Below are 15,436 nucleotides of genomic sequence, written 5' to 3' on the forward strand. Positions count from 1 at the left end.
GGACGCTATCCACCTATCAGGATTGCACCCGAGAAACTGTAGCACCATACTCGGAGTCTCGAAAGAATATATTCCGTTCTGCGGAAAACAGCCGTTGTTGTAAGGTTGCGGGACCGATGGAGCCCCGCGCCCGGGGCGGAGTCCATGACTCTTTATGACCCTGTATGGCGCTGTATAGCCCTGCATGTCCCCGCGTGGTTCCGGTAAGCGCGGCGGCCACGGGCCTATGCGAGATATACGGGAAACATGATATAGAATTTGTGGAGTTTCGGGGCCGCCCGGGGTGGCGGACCGGGGATGGCGGAGTCCGGGAAAGGCTGGCGACCAGGAGGAGCGCATGCACACGGAGCGTATCGCGGCGGACATGGAGCGGATACTCGGGGCCCAGGGTGTGATCTCCGAGCACGAGCAGCTCCGCACCTACGAGTGTGACGGTCTGATGAACTACCGGGTCATCCCGAGCCTCGTGGTGATGCCCGAGAGCGGCGGGCAGGTACAGGAGATACTCAAGCTGCTCTACGACGAGGGCATCCCCTGGGTGGCCCGGGGCTCCGGCACCGGGCTCTCCGGCGGCGCGCTGCCCGTGGCCGAGGGCGTCCTGATAGTGCTCTCCCGCATGCGGCACATCCTCGAGGTGGACCTGGAGAATCAGCGCGTGGTCGTCGAGCCGGGCGTCATAAACCTCTGGGTAAGCCAAGAGGTCGCCGGAGACGGCTACTACTACGCCCCCGACCCGGCCAGCCAGATCGTCTCCTCCATCGGCGGCAACCTCGCGGAGAACTCCGGCGGCGTCCACTGCCTGAAGTACGGGTTTACCACCAACCACGTCATGGGGGCCGAGGTCGTGCTCGCCGACGGGTCGGTGGTGAATCTCGGCGGCGGCAAGGCCCCGGACGCGCCGGGGCCGGACCTGCTCGGGGCGTTCGTCGGCTCCGAGGGGACGCTCGGAATAGCGACCAGAATTACTCTCCGGGTGCTCACCAAGCCCGAGAGCGTGCGTACCCTGCTCGCCGCCTTCGACGGTACCGAGGACGCCGGTGGCGCGGTCTCGGGGATCATCGGCGACGGGATAGTCCCGGCCGCCATAGAGATGATGGACGCCCTGTGCATCGAGGCCGTCGAGAAGGCGGTCCATCCGGGATTCCCCGACGCCGGGGCGGTGCTCATAGTGGAGCTGGATGGGCCTGAGGCGGAGGTGGAGAGCCAGTTCGAGCGCACGATGAAGATCTGCGAGGAGAACTCCGGCACCGTGCGGGTCGCCGAGGACGACGAGGAGCGGGCGCTTTTCTGGAAGGGCCGCAAGGCCGCGTTCGCCGCGATGGGCCGCATCTCGAACGACTACTACGTGCAGGATGGCGTCGTGCCCCGTACCGAGCTTCCGGCGACGCTGCACGAGATCTCCGAGCTCGGCAAGCAGTACGGGATGCGGGTGGCGAACGTCTTCCACGCCGGCGACGGGAATCTGCACCCGCTCGTCCTGTACGACAACGAGGTCGAGGGCGAGGCGGAGCGTGCCGAGGACCTCGCGGGTGAGATCGTGTTCGCCTGTCTGCGGCACGGCGGCTCCCTTACCGGCGAGCACGGAATCGGCCAGGACAAGAAGAAGTACATGCCAAAGATGTTCACCACCGAGGACATGGACACCATGCAGCTACTTCGCTGCGCCTTCGACCCGCACGGCCTGTGTAACCCCGGAAAGGTCTTCCCGACCCCGCGGCTGTGCGGCGAACGGCCGGGACCTTTCCAGATGCACGAGGTCCAGAAGGCCGGGATGGCGGAGAACTTCTAATGGCCGCCACCGAGACGAAGGTACCGGTAGACGAGCTTCAAGAGATAGTCGGGGCGGCGAACGTTCGTGAGGCGTCCGGCGGCGACGCAATAGACGGCGTCGCACCCTCGCACGTCGTGGAGCCCGGCACCACCGAGGAGGTTTCCGGCGTGCTCGCGCTCGCCAACGAGCGGGGTTTGGGGGTAGCTCCCCGGGGAGCCGGGACGAAGCTCTCGCTGGGCAATGTGCCTTCCAGGCTCGATCTCATCGTTAGCCTCTCGCGGATGGACGAGGTGGTAGAGCACGTGCCCGGGGACCAGATCATCCGCGTCCAGGCCGGGCTGCCGCTTTCCGAGCTCCTGGACCGGATAAAGGGCTCCGACCAGATACTGGCCCTCGACCCGCCCGAGCGCAAGCTAGGGGCGACGATGGGCGGCCTCGTGGCGGCGAACTCCAGCGGCCCGCGCCGGCTGCGCTACGGTACCGTGCGGGACCTCATCATCGGGATAACCATCGTGCTCGCCGACGGCACCATCGCAAAGGCCGGTGGCAAGGTCGTGAAGAACGTCGCCGGCTACGATCTCTCCAAGCTCTTTACAGGCTCATCCGGGGCGCTGGGCGTCATTACAGAGACCAACTTCCGCCTCCATCCGCTGCCCGAGGCGGCGCGTACCATCGCCGTGGACCTCGACGATGCGTCCAGGGCGGGTGAGGCATCCCAGGAGATAATGAAGTCCAGCGTCGAGCCCAGCTCTTGCGAGCTGCACTGGCGTAGCGGGCGCGGGACACTCTCGGTTCTTATCGAGGGCATAGACCCCGGCGTGGAGGCGCAGTCGGAGACGATCACGCAGATACTCCAGGGCTTCGGTGAGACCCGCTCACTCTCCGATGAGGAGGCCGACTCTCTCGGGCCGGAGGAGCCGCCGCGTACCGGCGACGACGAGGTGGCCCTGAAGATAAGCGCGTTCCCGGCCGGCCTGACCCACGTCTTACAAACCGTCGAGCGGGCCGCAGACGGCTCCGGTCTGGAGTGCCGCATAGTCGCCAGTGCGGCCAGCGGCGTGGCCCAGGTCGGGCTCTCCGGCGGCGGCGAAGAGGCTCAGGCTAGCGCCATACAGGAGGTCCGGGACCACGTAGTCGGCGAGTATGCGGGCGGTAGCGTGACCGTGTGGCGGGCCCCGGCCGGCGTCAAGCGCCGCGTGGAGACCTGGGGGCCTGCGGGAGACAAGGAAGTCTTGATAAGGCGCGTAAAAGAGCGTTTCGACCCCCGGGCCACGATGAGCCCGGGCAGGTTTATAGGGGGTATGTAGTGACGGACAGGCCACAGAACTCTGGACGCGAAGGTAACAACGGCGAGAACAGCAGCAACGGTAACAACCGCCAGGACATGCCGAAGGATACCGCGATGGTGAGCTCCATCGGCGCCGAGAGGACCCAGGACCTCGGCCAGGACGTCGGCGAGGCGAGCAAGCTCGCCGAGGAGGCCACCGTCGGGGCGGGGCGCCGCGAGACGGGCAAGGTCAGCTTCCCGGCCTTCGACGCCCATCACCCGCCGGACAAGGGCATCATAGACGACTGCGTCCACTGCGGATTCTGCCTGCCGACCTGCCCGACTTACGTCCTTTTCGGGGAGGAGATGGACTCTCCCCGAGGCCGCATCTACCTGATGAACAAGGGCCGCGACGAGGAGCCGATGAACGACCAGATGGTCCGGCACTTCGACCTGTGCCTCGGCTGCATGGCGTGTGTGACGGCGTGCCCGTCGGGCGTGCAGTACGACAAGCTCATAGAGGCGACCCGCTCGCAGGTCGAGCGCCGTTACGAGCGCAGCGTGCCGGACAAGGCTTTCCGGGAGATGATCTTCCAGCTCTTCCCGTATCCGAAGCGCCTCCGCGCAGCCGCTGCGCCGCTCAAGCTGTACCAGCGCCTCGGCGTCGGCACGAAGCTCAAAAAAGCCGGCGTGATGGACAAGCTCCCGGCCCGCCTCCGGGCGATGGAGGCCCTGATGCCCGAGCTCGGCAAGGAGGAGAGGACGCCAGAGCTTACGAGCCCCGTCGGGGAGCGCCGCCGGAGGGTCGGCATCCTGACCGGCTGCGTGCAGCGCACCTTCTTCTCCCAGGTCAACACCGCCACCGCGCGGGTGCTCGCCGCCGAGGGCTGCGAGGTAGTAGCCCCGAAGGAGCAGGGCTGCTGCGGCGCGCTCTCCACCCACGCCGGGCGCGAGGAGGAGTCCATCGCGTTCGCCAAGAAGACTATAGACACCTTCGAGCCCTACGAGCTGGACAACTACGTCATAAACGCCGCCGGCTGCGGCTCCACGATGAAGGAGTACGGTCACATCCTGCGCGACGACCCCGAGTACGCCGAGCGGGCCGCCGCGTTCAGCGCCAAGGTGCGCGACGTGTCGGAGTTCCTGCAGGAGATCGGCACCGTCGCCGAGCGCCACGAGCTGGACGTCGCCGCCGCCTACCACGACGCTTGCCACCTCTCGCACGCGCAGGGCATCAAGAAGCAGCCCCGCAACACGCTCAAGGGCATCCCCGGGGTCGAGCTGCGCGAGATCCGGGAGGCCGAGATCTGCTGCGGCTCCGCCGGAATCTACAACATGGTCGAGCCCGAGCCCGCCGCCGAGCTCGGCAAGCGCAAGGCCGAGAACGTCCTCAAGACCGGCGCGGAGATGCTCATAACCTCCAACCCCGGCTGCATGCTCCAGATCCAATCTACCCTGAAGAAGATGGGCCACGACATGCCCATGGCCCACCCGATGGAGGTCCTCGACGCCTCCATCCGCGGCGAGCCGATAGAGAGCGTGGTCGGGCGCTAAACTAATCTTTGGAAACCGGGTCGCCAGAAAAAGGCGTAAGTGAGCGCCCTTATTCGTGAGGGACGGCGTTGTCTAAGGGATCAATATATCGTAGTCCGGGGGGCGAGGCAGAGCTCATGGCGACCTACGATGAAGCGCTGTCTCGTCTAGGCTTTCAGTATGAGAGTCGAGTCGTAGACACCCACTTCGGCGAGACTCACGTCTTGGCCATTGGACTCGAAGACGCCCCTCCGCTAGTGGTGCTACACGGCGGCAATTTTCTGAACCCGCTGTGCCTTTCATGGTTCGCGCCTCTGGCGGAGTCGTATCGTCTCTACTCGCCGGACCTCATCGGACAGCCGGGTAAGAGTGCCCAGGTTCGCCCCCCCGCGCATAGCGACGGCCATGCTCAGTGGTCGTTGGATCTCCTGGATGCTCTGGACCTGAAGAGAGTCCCGTTCGTCGGCATCTCCTACGGAGGGGGGATTGCTCTGCGGGTGGCAGGCTACGCTCCCGAAAGAGTGTCGCACGCAGCTTTGGTCTCACCGGCGGGGCTAGCCTCCGGTTCGACATGGGGAATGGTACGTGAGGTCGTGGGGCCGATGTTGCTTTATATGAGCTCTCCGAATTGCGAACGATTGCTCCGCGCCGCCAAGCCTATCCTAACCGAGTTGGAAGAGCCTTACGTACGCCAACTCGGAGCGATCTACCGCAATGTCAAGCTGGATACGCAGCTCCCCAGAATGGCTACCCAAGAGGAACTGACGGACTTCGGTGCGCCGACGTTAATCTTCGTATCCGAAGAAGATGTCTTCTTTCCGGGAGAGGTGGTTGCGGAGCGGGCAAAAGAGATAGTGCCTAATCTGGTTGCCATCGAAGCCTTGGAAGGAGAGCGGCATGTCCCTTCAAGACAGTCTTTCGCTTACATAAACTCAAAAATAGTGGACTTCCTGCGAAATAACTAGCAAACTATTCTTTCGTAGCTGCCTACCATAGGCACTCTCCGTAGCCGGAATTGGCACCATTCCAATCTCTCGCAAACTATTTACGCACAGGTTAAGCAGGTGAAGAAAAGACTATCTTTGATACGGTAGGGGGGTATAGTAGAATAAGCTCTCATTAGCTAGAAGGAGCGGCGAGTTGGCCGAGAAGGTCGGGTACGAGCAGATCACGATACCGGTAACTGGCATGAGTTGCGCCTCCTGTTCGGGGCGGGTGGAGAAGGCCCTGGCGCGGGCGGAAGGTGTTGCGGAGGCTAGCGTCAACCTGGCTACGGAGCGGGCCTCTGTATCCTACGACCCGGAGCTTACGCGGCCGGAAGGTCTCGTCGAGGCCGTGCGGGGCGCCGGGTACGGTGCCGAGGTGCGGCAGACTAGCCTTGGCGTTACCGGGATGTCGTGCGCGAGCTGTGTCGGGCGGGTCGAGAAGGCGCTGGGCCGGGCGCCGGGTGTGTTGAACGCCAGCGTGAACCTGGCTACGGAGCGGGCGACCGTGGATCACCTCCCCGGCGAGGTAGAGGCCTCTGACTTGGAGAAGGCCGTCGAGGACGCTGGATACGGGGTCGTATCCGGGGACGAAGAGGCCGCGGACTCCAGTGCGGACGCGCATGAGGACGAGTACCAGAAGCTCAAGAAGAGCGTTACCGTTGCGGCGGTGCTGACGGCCCTGATCTTGCTTGGCAGCCTGCCGCACATGCTCGGGTTCGAGTCGCCGGTGCCGGTGGCGTGGTTGAACGTCGGTCTGCTGGCGCTGGCGACGCCGGTGCAGTTCTGGGCCGGGTGGCGCTTCTACCGTGGGGCCTGGGGCGCGGCCAAGCACGGCGCGGCGGACATGAATACCCTGGTCGTGCTCGGGACGAGTGCGGCTTACCTGTACAGTCTGGTAGCCACCGCGGCCCCCGGCGTTCTCGCGGGCCGGGCCGACGTGTACTTCGACACGGCGGCGCTCATCATTACCCTAATCCTGCTCGGCAGGTTGCTCGAAGCTCGCGCCAAGGGCCGGACCAGCGAGGCCATAAAGAAGCTCGCGGGGCTGCGGGCGAACACCGCCCGCGTCGTGTGCGACGGTGAAGAGGCGGACGTACCCGTCGAGGAGGTTGTAGTCGGGGATGTGATCGTGGTGCGGCCCGGGGAGAAGGTTCCGGTTGATGGGCGCGTGATCGGCGGCGAGTCGGCGGTGGACGAGGCCATGATCACGGGCGAGCCCATGCCGGTCACCAAGCGCGCCGGGGACGAGGTGATAGGGGCGACCATCAACACCTCCGGGGCTTTCCGCTTCGAGGCGACGAAGGTCGGGCGGGACACGGCTCTGGCCCAGATCATCCGCATGGTCGAGGAGGCTCAGGGGTCGAAGGCCCCGATACAGCGTCTGGCGGACAGGATCAGCGGCATCTTCGTACCCGCCGTGATGGTGGTCGCGGCGATCACGTTCGCGATCTGGCTTTTTATCGGACCGGAGCCCGCGTTTACCTTCGCCCTGCTGAATACGGTGGCTGTCCTAATCATCGCCTGCCCCTGTGCCATGGGTCTTGCCACCCCGACCTCCATCATGGTCGGCACCGGCAAGGGAGCGGAGTCGGGCATCCTCATAAAGGGCGGCGAGGTGCTGGAGAACGCCCACAAGCTGGATACCGTCATCCTGGACAAGACGGGCACCCTCACCCGCGGCCAGCCAGAACTCACCGAGGTCATACCGGCAAACGGCATCCCCGAGGACGAGCTGCTGAGTCTCGTGGCCGCCGCCGAGCGCGGCAGCGAGCACCCCCTGGGAGAGGCATTGGTCGAGGGCGCGCGGGGCCGCGGGGTCGAGCTTTCCGAAGCCGAGAGCTTCGAGGCGGTGGCCGGCGGTGGAGTACGGGCCACCGTCGATGGCCGGGAGGTGCTGGTCGGCAGCCGGCGCTTCATCACCGAATCCGGCGCTGAAGAGGATGGCCTGGCGCCCCGGAGCGAGGAGCTTGCGGGCGCGGGCAAGACCCCGATGTTCGTGGCGGTGGACGGCAAGCCCGCCGGACTCGTCGCCGTCGCCGATGTGGTGCGCGACGAGTCGCGAGAGGCGGTGGAAAAGCTGCACGAGATGGGCCTCGAGGTCGCCATGATGACCGGAGATAACCGCCGCACGGCACAGGCGATAGCCGGCGAGCTTGGCATAGACCGCGTGCTCGCCGAGGTGCGTCCCGAGGACAAGGCCGACGAGGTCTCGCGGCTGCAGGGAGAAGGCAGGCGGGTCGCTATGGTCGGCGACGGCATAAACGACGCCCCCGCGCTGGCCCAGGCGGACGTCGGGGTGGCTATCGGCACCGGCACGGACGTGGCGATGGAGGCGGCGGATCTCACCCTGATCTCCGGCGACGTACGCGGCGTCGGGCGGGCCGTCGGGCTCTCGAAAGCGACGGTGCGCAACATAAAGCAGAATCTGTTCTGGGCCTTCGCCTATAACACGGCCTTGATCCCGGTGGCGGCCGGCATCCTGTACCCGTTCTTCTCGGGCGGTACGGTGCCCGAGGTTCTGGGACCGATCCTCGGCGAGTACGGCTTTTTGAACCCGGTGCTTGCGGCGGCGGCGATGGCGCTCTCCAGCGTGACCGTTCTATCCAACGCCCTTAGACTGCGGCGCGTTAGCATCTAGCCGTAAGCCGGAACAGAGAGGAGAAGAGGTAGAGGTGGAAGGTACCGAGGAGGGATCAGCCCCAGCAGTGGGACAGCAACACGGCTACATAAAGGCCGATGACAAGGACAAGCTGCAGAACCGCCTCAAGCGCATAGAGGGCCAGATCCGCGGGCTGCAGCGGATGGTGGACGAGCAGGCCTACTGCATAGACATCCTCACCCAGATCTCGAGCAGCGTCTCGGCGCTGGAGAAGGTCGGGACCATCGTGCTGCAGGATCACGTCGAGCATTGCGTCCGGCACTCTATCGAGAACCGGGAGGACACCGAGCAGAAGCTGCAGGAGCTAACGGCGGCGATAGAGCGATTCCTGAAGGTATAGTGCCGCCCAGAGCCATAGAGAGGAGGACACGATGTCTGGACTGAAGGATCTCGCGCATAGACTCTTTTCCGGTAAAGGGGAAGGGCTCGGTAACGGAGAACAGACGAACGAAGAGGGGAGCGCGATGACCGAGCGGATGCTCACCGTCGAGGGCATGAGTTGCGGCCACTGCAAGGCCGCCGTCGAGGAGGAGCTTGGTGGGCTGGAAGGTGTCCAGCACTCGAATGCCGACTTTGAGACGGGCACCGTCGAAGTACGCTACGACGACTCGAAGATCTCGGACGAGGATCTGAAAGGCGCGGTAGAGGAGGCAGGGTACACGCTGGCCGCCTAACGCCCCCGTTCCGGTTTCTTTGCGAGGCGCGGATGTTTGCAATATAGGGGTGCGGGGCAGGTGTATTCGTGTAGTGTAAGAGAGTAGAGGAGGAGATCATGTCCCGAGCAGGGCAGATGATCGAGACTCACCCGGCCCAGGCCCCAGTGGACGCCGAAAAGCTGGCGGAGGCTATAGACGCGTGCTTCGAGTGCGCCCAGACGTGTACGGCCTGCGCCGACGCCTGCCTCGGAGAGGGTAATCCGGAGGATCTAGCGTACTGTATCCGCACCGACCTGGACTGCGCCGACCTCTGCAACACGGCAGGCAGGGTAATGTCGCGGCAGACGGCTGTAGAGCCCCAGATGGTCCGGGCCGCGGTCGAGGCCTGCGCCCGCGCCGCGAAGCTCTGCGGCGACGAGTGCGAGCGTCATGCGAACCACCACGAGCATTGCCGCGTGTGCGCCGAGGCTTGCCGCCGCTGCGAGCAGGCTTGCAACGACGTTCTCTCGGCACTGTAATCTTCTCTTAGAGTCGGAGGATGTGGAGTCCGGGGCGGGCCTGTCTTTTATCAGGCTCGTTCCGGAATTTTATGGTTTGGTTGCTTTAGGTTAAAGCCGCAGAGCCGTAGAAGATCTCGCCGTCACTCTAGCCTCTCGATTCCTTAACCTCTCGCCCTCTACCCCGACGGACACGGTCCCCAAAGCCCACGCCCTAGACCATCTCCAACAGCCTGGCGACGTAGTCAGTCTAGGACGAGACGAGTAGAAAATGGGTAGAATTATACACCTGGGGGGTATATTATGGGTCCGGCTGCAAACTGCCCGGAGATGATAGTGATTGGCATGCGCTACACATTACCGCCTCGTTCTCGGCAGACGGAGTTCGCGGGCAGAGAGGAGCGGGCGTGAGTGCCCTGCAGCAGTACGCGCTGCTCTTCGGACTTACCGTGGGCGTGATCGGCTTCGCGCTCTGCGTGTACGCCATCGCGCGTTCCACCGGGCGGCCGATGGACGAGGAGGGCAAGGACGTGCCGGCTAGCGCCGGAGAGCACTCCAGGGATCCCGTCTGGGCGCGCTACCACGCACGCTACTATGGTTACGCGCTGCTGTTTCTGGCCTTCGACATGGAGATGGCCTACATGTATCCGTGGGCGGTGGTGTACCAGGAGCTCGGGCTGAAGGCGCTGCTGGATATGGGCGTGTTTCTGGCGATCCTGTTCCTGGGTCTGCTGTACGGCTGGAGCCAGGGGGCTTTGAGACGGCAATGAGTGCCGCGGAGAACATTACGCAGAGCTCCGCGCTCTCCGGGTCCCGGGGGGTGGAGCAGTCGTTCTTCCGGCGGCTGGTCTCCCGGGCGATGGCCCGCGAGCTCTCCGCCTTCGTCGTCCCGGGCGCGGAGGTGGCCCGCGCCCGCGGCCTGGATCTCCGCGCCGCGGGTCTCACCGAAGCCGTCACCCCCCGCCACGCGAGCGTGCTGGTCGTCGTCGGCGAACTACCGGAGGGGCTGGCGGACGCGGCCACCGTCGCCTACGCCCAGATGCCCCGCCCCCGGGCCGTGTTGGCGCTTGGGACCACCGAGGATAGCCTACCGGTGGGGGCGGACCTCTCTGTTGGGCTGTCTCAGGAGGGACTCGAATCCGGCGTCGATGAGCTACGCCGCCGCTTTACGGAAGGGGCCTTCGACCCTCGCGCCGAGGATTTCGAGGCCGCCGTGCTGGAGAGCGTCATACAGTATGTCTGCCCGATGCACCCCGAGGTAGTCCAAGACGAGCCCGGCACCTGCCCCAAGTGCGGCATGGACCTCGTCGCCCAGGAGGCCGGTGGAGGCGGAAGCAACCACGGCGAGCACGACCACGGCGAGCACGACCACGGCGAGTCCGAAGAGGAGAGCGACGGGGAAGAGGAGCACGAGGATATCCCTTCTCCGGTCTCGGGTGAGGACTTCATGAGCATGCTGGAGATGACCGAGGGTGCTCCGCAGGGCTCGGACGGCCTGCAGATGGAGTGGGTGAGGACGCCGTTTGGCCCGCTATTCCCCGGTTTGACCGGCGGCCTCAAGCTGGCTTTCACCATGGGCGGCGACACCGTGGAGCAGGTCGAGTATGGCTCCGTAGCCGGTGGCCCTGTGGACCTCACGGGATCTGCCGAGTCTCTTGCCGAACGTCTGTCTCACGTAGACCTGCTTTCGCCGGTCTCTTACCGGCTGCTGGCGCACCGGGCTCTGGAGGCGATCGCCGACAGGGAGGTAGACGAGGGGACGACGCTAGCCCGGGTGGCCGTGCTGGAGCGCGAGCGCGTGGCGAGTCACCTGAGCTGGCTCGCGGGCTTCGCCCACGTTATCGGGTACGAGTGGCTGGTGCGGCGGGCCGGCGAGCTGCAGTTTGCCGTGCAGAGGGTTGAGCCTGGGGAGATCTCCGAGCTTCGGCGGGATGTGGAGAGGCTATCTCGCCGTGTCGAGCGTACCCCGCTGCTGCGTCGGAGGCTGGCCGGGATCGGGGCGCTGTCCGGTCCGCGCGGCGCGGCCGGTCCCGTGGCGCGGGCCTCCGGTATCTCAGAGGACGCCCGCGCCAGTGAGGCGGAGTATGCCGCGCTGGGCTTCGAGCCGGTCGTGAGGCAGGGCAGCGACGCGCTGGACAGGCTACGGCTACGGCTGGCCGAGATCGATCAGGGCCTGACCCTGATCGAGGGCGCGGGCCAACGCGAGACCGGGGACGCTTTCCCTGAAAACGGCCCGGGAGACGTCTCCGGTTCCGGCGCGGCGAGCGTCGAGACCCCGCGCGGCATGGCCTCGTTGAGCCTCACGCTGCAAGAGGGCGAGATACGCGAGACCGAGCTTCAGATCCCCTCGGAGGCGCACCTGCGGCTCGTAGAGGAGGTGACCCTGCAACGTGAGGTCGGGGACGCGCTCGTGGGGGTGGGCTCGCTGGATCTCTCGCCCTGGGGCCTGGCCGATGGGGAGGCCGGATGAGCACGTTCGTGGTTCTGATGGCGCTCCTGGCCGGCGTGTACCTGGTGGCCGTGCTGGAGGGCTGGGTCTCGACCGGAAGCCTGAGGCTCGCCGGGCCGCTCAGGAGCGGGGTTGCTCTGCTCGGGCGGGAGTCGTTTCTGCCGCGCCAGTCGGACCGCATCTTCTACGAGACCGCGCCGGTCCTGTTGCTCGTAAGCGCCGTGCTCGCCACGGCCGTGTTGCCGCTGGCCCCCGGACTCATCGTCGCGGACTTGGCCACGGGCGCGCTGTTTATCAACGCCGCCCTGGCCTACGTGATGGTCGCGCTCGTAATGGCCGGGTGGGGACCGGACGGGGCGTACGCGATGGTCGGCGGCTTCCGCTTCCTTGGCCAGCTCGTCGGCTACTCGATGCTCGTAGTCATGCCCATCACGGCGGTCGCCATGCGCGCCGAGTCGCTCTTCACCACCGAGGTCGTGACCTCGCAGGCCGCTCTGCCGAATGCGATCTACCAGCCCCTGGGTTTTGTGCCCTTCGTCGTGGCGGCGATGGCGGTCTGCTTCCTGCCGCCGTTCGACCTGCCCACCGCCCCTGGAGAGCTCGCCGGCGGCGTCATGGCCGAGTACACGGGGCCGCGGCTGGCCGTGATGCGCCTGGCCCGCGCCGCGCTCGTCGTAACGCTGGCCGCGGCGATCACGGTCTTCTACCTCGGCGGCTGGCTCGGGCCTGTGCTGCCCGGCTGGGCCTGGACCGCGACAAAGACTCTCGCGGTGGCGGCGGCGATGCTCGTCGTGGGCCGCTACGCGCCCCGGGTGCGGGAGGCGCACTTCCTGTCGTGGTGCTGGAAGCTCGGCATACCGATAGCGCTCCTCAACATCTTCGTGGTCGGCGTCATGTTGCTGGTGGTGTGAGGCTAAGGTGAAGGTTTAACGATGATGCTCCAGACGATATTCCTGGCTTTTTTCGGGGTCGCGGCGGTGTGGTTCGCGCTGGTGGTCTTTCTGACCTACTCGATGGTGCGCTCGGCGCTCGCGCTCCTTTTCTCGCAGGCGGCGATAGGCGGGATGTTCCTGGCGATGCAGACGGAGTTTCTCGGGGTGCTCCAGATCATGATGATGGCGACGGAGATGGCGATCATGGCCGTGTTCATGGTGATGTACATGATGGACCCGGGCGGGCTGGGCGCGATGGACATGACCCACCAGAAGCGGGCCTCCATAGCCGCCGGTGCGCTGGGTGGCGTCGTGGCGCTCGGGGCGGCGGTGCTCGTGGGCTGGGGTGAGGTCGCCGCCGCGCCCCCTCCCTCGCAGCAGACACACGACCTCGGGATAGAGCTCATGGGCCGCTCCATGCTCATCTTCGAGACCGCAGGGGTGACCATCATGACGGCCATGATCGCCGCCACCGCCACCGCGATAGCCACGAGTGCGGAGCGGCGGATGGCGTTATCGGAGAGGTCAGGTGAGGAGGCGTGATCCCGTTCTACGTGGCGCTGTTTATCGGGGCGCTGCTCTTCGGGGTCGGCATCTACGGGGCGCTCTCGCAGACGAACCTGGTCATGATCATGATGGGCGTGGAGGTCATGCTCGGCGGGGCGATGGTCAACCTGGTCGCCTTCTGGCGCTTTCTGCACCCGGAGGCGTACTCGGGTCAGATGTTCGTCCTCATCGTGATGACCGTGATGGCGCTGGAGATGGCCGTCGGCTTCGGCGTGGGCACCCTCCGCTTCCGCTCCAGCGGCACCGTGGAGATGGAAGAGGCCCAGGAACTCAAAGGATGATCGGGGTGGCGCTGGCGATACTCGGCCCTCTGCTGGCCGCTGCCGCGATCCTGGCTCTGCGCCGGGGCGGGGCTGCGCTGGCCCTGTTCGGCTCCGCCGCCGGGCTCGCGGGATCACTCTACGCGCTCGCCGGTGTGGCGGGCGGGGGGCGCTACTCCGCGACGCTTCCGGGACTCCCGGGGCTGCCGCTGCGGCTCGTCGCGGAGCCTGTTACCGCCGTCGCCTCTGCGGTGGTCGGGGTGGTCGGGCTGCTGGTGGTGGTGTACGCGGTTGGCTACATGAAGGAGGAGGCCGGGCAGGCGCGCTTCTTCGGGCAGATGTCGCTCTTCGTAGGCGCGATGCAGACACTCGTGCTCGCCGGAGACTGGGTGCTGCTGCTGGCGGCGTGGGAGATCATCGGTCTCTGTTCGTACCTGCTGATCGGGTTCCACTACGAGCGGCGGGATGCGGCGAGGTCGGCGGTGCGGGCGTTCTTGTACACCCGGACTGCGGACCTCGGGCTGTACGTGGCCGTGTTCGTCCTGATCTCACAGACGGGTACGAGCGAGATCTCCCGCACCCTGGAGCTCGGCGGACCGGTCGCCACCTTCGCGGGCCTCGCCCTGCTGGTGGCCGTGGCGGGCAAGTCGGCCCAGGTTCCTCTGCAGGGCTGGCTGCAGGACGCCATGACCGGCCCGACTCCGGTCTCGGCGCTGCTTCACTCGGCGACGCTGGTCGCGGCGGGCGCGCTGCTGCTGGTGCGGGTCTCGCCGATGCTGACCCCGGCGGCCCAGCTCGCTACCGGGATTCTAGGCGGGGTCACGGCGGTGGTGGCCGGCGTGATCGCCGTCTCCGGGCGCGACCTCAAGCGTCTTTTGGCGGCCTCTACCTCCAGCCAGTACGGCTTCATGCTGCTCGCGGTCGGCGCGGGCGCTCCGGCGGCGGCTCTCTTTCACCTCGTGGCCCACGCCGCGATGAAGAGCTCGCTGTTTCTCGGCGCCGGCGTCTTCCAGCGCGCCCGGAGCTCCACGGCGTTCGCCGACCTCGGCGGCGTGGGCCGCGAGCGCCTCCCGGTGTACCTGGGCTTCGTCGTGGCGGGGCTCGCGCTCGCCGGGGTACCGCCGCTCTCGGGGTTCTTCTCCAAGGAGGCCGTCGTGGCCGCCACGCTGCACTCGCCGTCTGCCCCTGTGCTGGCTCCGCTCGCGCTCGTCGGAGCTCTACTTACCGCCGTGTACGTGGCCCGCGCCCTGCGCCTGCTCTGGCGCGGAGAAGGAGAAGACAAGAGTGTGCCGGGGGCGCGCTGGATGTGGGCGGGGCTCGCCGCGCTCGTCGTACTCGCCGCCGCGCTCGGCGTGGCGAAGGCTCCACTGACGGGGCTGCTAGGGCGGGAGATCCCGTTCGGGTTCCTCGCCGCGCTGCTTGGGCTGGCGCTCGCGCTCGCCGGTCTAGTGCTCGGATGGCTCGTGCCCGCCGGGACGCTGCTCGGTCCGCTACGCGGAGCGGCGGAGCGGGGCTTCCGCGTTCTGGGCGGCTTCGATGGGCTGGTCGCCCGGCCCGCGCTCGCGCTGGCGCTGACGGCGGACGCCGTGGATCGCGGTCTGCACGCCGGGGTGCTTGGCGCAGGGAGGCTGTCCCTGAGCGTGGCCAATGTTGCCCGCGCTACGGACGAGCACGGGATAGACCGCCTTATCGCCGGGCTCGTACGGGGGATGCGGCGCCTGGGGCGGAGGGCCCGCCGTATGCAGACCGGGCTCGTGCACCGGGAGCTCATGCTGGCGGCTTTTGGGGTGGCGGTGATCCTGATCTCCTTGAGCCTCTTCGCCCTGCTGCAGCCCGGATCCAACCCGTTACCCTAGAGA

The 15,436-nt window shown here is 66.4% G+C and carries 14 protein-coding genes; all 14 read left to right on the top strand.

The window, feature by feature from the left end:
• The first annotated feature begins 337 nt into the window (after nt 1-337).
• The 14 genes from ABD53_RS00125 to ABD53_RS00190 all read left to right on the top strand — a co-directional run bounded on the left by ABD53_RS00125 (nt 338) and on the right by ABD53_RS00190 (nt 15,433).
• A complete protein-coding gene (locus ABD53_RS00125; RefSeq protein ID WP_047863742.1) occupies nt 338-1,789 on the top strand; it encodes an FAD-linked oxidase C-terminal domain-containing protein in 1,452 nt (483 codons plus the stop codon).
• Nucleotides 1,789-3,078, top strand: a complete 1,290-nt coding sequence (locus tag ABD53_RS00130) for an FAD-binding oxidoreductase (protein ID WP_047863743.1) — start codon at nt 1,789-1,791, stop codon at nt 3,076-3,078. Before ABD53_RS00125 ends, ABD53_RS00130 begins: the two co-directional genes overlap by 1 nt.
• Before the next feature lie 95 nt (nt 3,079-3,173).
• Complete coding sequence (locus ABD53_RS00135) at nt 3,174-4,592, top strand: (Fe-S)-binding protein (RefSeq protein WP_084709194.1); 1,419 nt, start codon at nt 3,174-3,176, stop codon at nt 4,590-4,592.
• Between the two features lie 116 nt (nt 4,593-4,708).
• Nucleotides 4,709-5,536 carry an alpha/beta fold hydrolase gene (locus ABD53_RS00140; RefSeq protein ID WP_047863744.1) on the top strand — a complete coding sequence of 276 codons (828 nt, stop codon included), beginning with the start codon at nt 4,709-4,711 and terminating at the stop codon, nt 5,534-5,536.
• 175 nt (nt 5,537-5,711) lie between these two features.
• Nucleotides 5,712-8,195: a heavy metal translocating P-type ATPase gene (locus ABD53_RS00145; RefSeq protein WP_235401191.1), complete on the top strand. Its 2,484-nt coding sequence runs from the start codon at nt 5,712-5,714 to the stop codon at nt 8,193-8,195.
• Between the two features lie 67 nt (nt 8,196-8,262).
• A complete protein-coding gene (locus tag ABD53_RS00150) occupies nt 8,263-8,556 on the top strand; it encodes a metal-sensitive transcriptional regulator (protein WP_152670497.1) in 294 nt (97 codons plus the stop codon).
• 31 nt (nt 8,557-8,587) lie between these two features.
• Entirely contained in the window at nt 8,588-8,890 is a 303-nt protein-coding gene (locus tag ABD53_RS00155) for a heavy-metal-associated domain-containing protein (protein WP_200900232.1), read from the top strand.
• Nucleotides 8,891-8,988: 98 nt separating this feature from the next.
• Nucleotides 8,989-9,390, top strand: coding sequence for a four-helix bundle copper-binding protein (locus tag ABD53_RS00160; protein ID WP_047863746.1), 402 nt, complete (start codon nt 8,989-8,991; stop codon nt 9,388-9,390).
• 386 nt (nt 9,391-9,776) lie between these two features.
• Nucleotides 9,777-10,139 carry an NADH-quinone oxidoreductase subunit A gene (locus ABD53_RS00165; protein ID WP_047863747.1) on the top strand — a complete coding sequence of 121 codons (363 nt, stop codon included), beginning with the start codon at nt 9,777-9,779 and terminating at the stop codon, nt 10,137-10,139.
• Nucleotides 10,136-11,839 (top strand): NADH-quinone oxidoreductase subunit D-related protein, encoded by a 1,704-nt coding sequence (locus tag ABD53_RS17110; protein ID WP_053057481.1) that lies wholly within the window; start codon nt 10,136-10,138, stop codon nt 11,837-11,839. The genes ABD53_RS00165 and ABD53_RS17110 overlap by 4 nt, the downstream gene beginning before the upstream one ends.
• A complete protein-coding gene (locus ABD53_RS00175) occupies nt 11,836-12,729 on the top strand; it encodes a complex I subunit 1/NuoH family protein (RefSeq protein ID WP_047863748.1) in 894 nt (297 codons plus the stop codon). The genes ABD53_RS17110 and ABD53_RS00175 overlap by 4 nt, the downstream gene beginning before the upstream one ends.
• Before the next feature lie 21 nt (nt 12,730-12,750).
• A complete protein-coding gene (locus tag ABD53_RS00180) occupies nt 12,751-13,293 on the top strand; it encodes an NADH-quinone oxidoreductase subunit J family protein (RefSeq protein WP_047863749.1) in 543 nt (180 codons plus the stop codon).
• Complete coding sequence (nuoK, locus tag ABD53_RS00185; protein WP_152670530.1) at nt 13,293-13,598, top strand: NADH-quinone oxidoreductase subunit NuoK; 306 nt, start codon at nt 13,293-13,295, stop codon at nt 13,596-13,598. Before ABD53_RS00180 ends, nuoK begins: the two co-directional genes overlap by 1 nt.
• Nucleotides 13,595-15,433 (top strand): NADH-quinone oxidoreductase subunit 5 family protein, encoded by a 1,839-nt coding sequence (locus ABD53_RS00190; protein ID WP_047863751.1) that lies wholly within the window; start codon nt 13,595-13,597, stop codon nt 15,431-15,433. Before nuoK ends, ABD53_RS00190 begins: the two co-directional genes overlap by 4 nt.
• The last annotated feature ends 3 nt before the right edge of the window (nt 15,434-15,436 follow it).

This window comes from Rubrobacter aplysinae, assembly GCF_001029505.1.
In the GTDB taxonomy this organism is placed as follows: domain Bacteria; phylum Actinomycetota; class Rubrobacteria; order Rubrobacterales; family Rubrobacteraceae; genus Rubrobacter_A; species Rubrobacter_A aplysinae.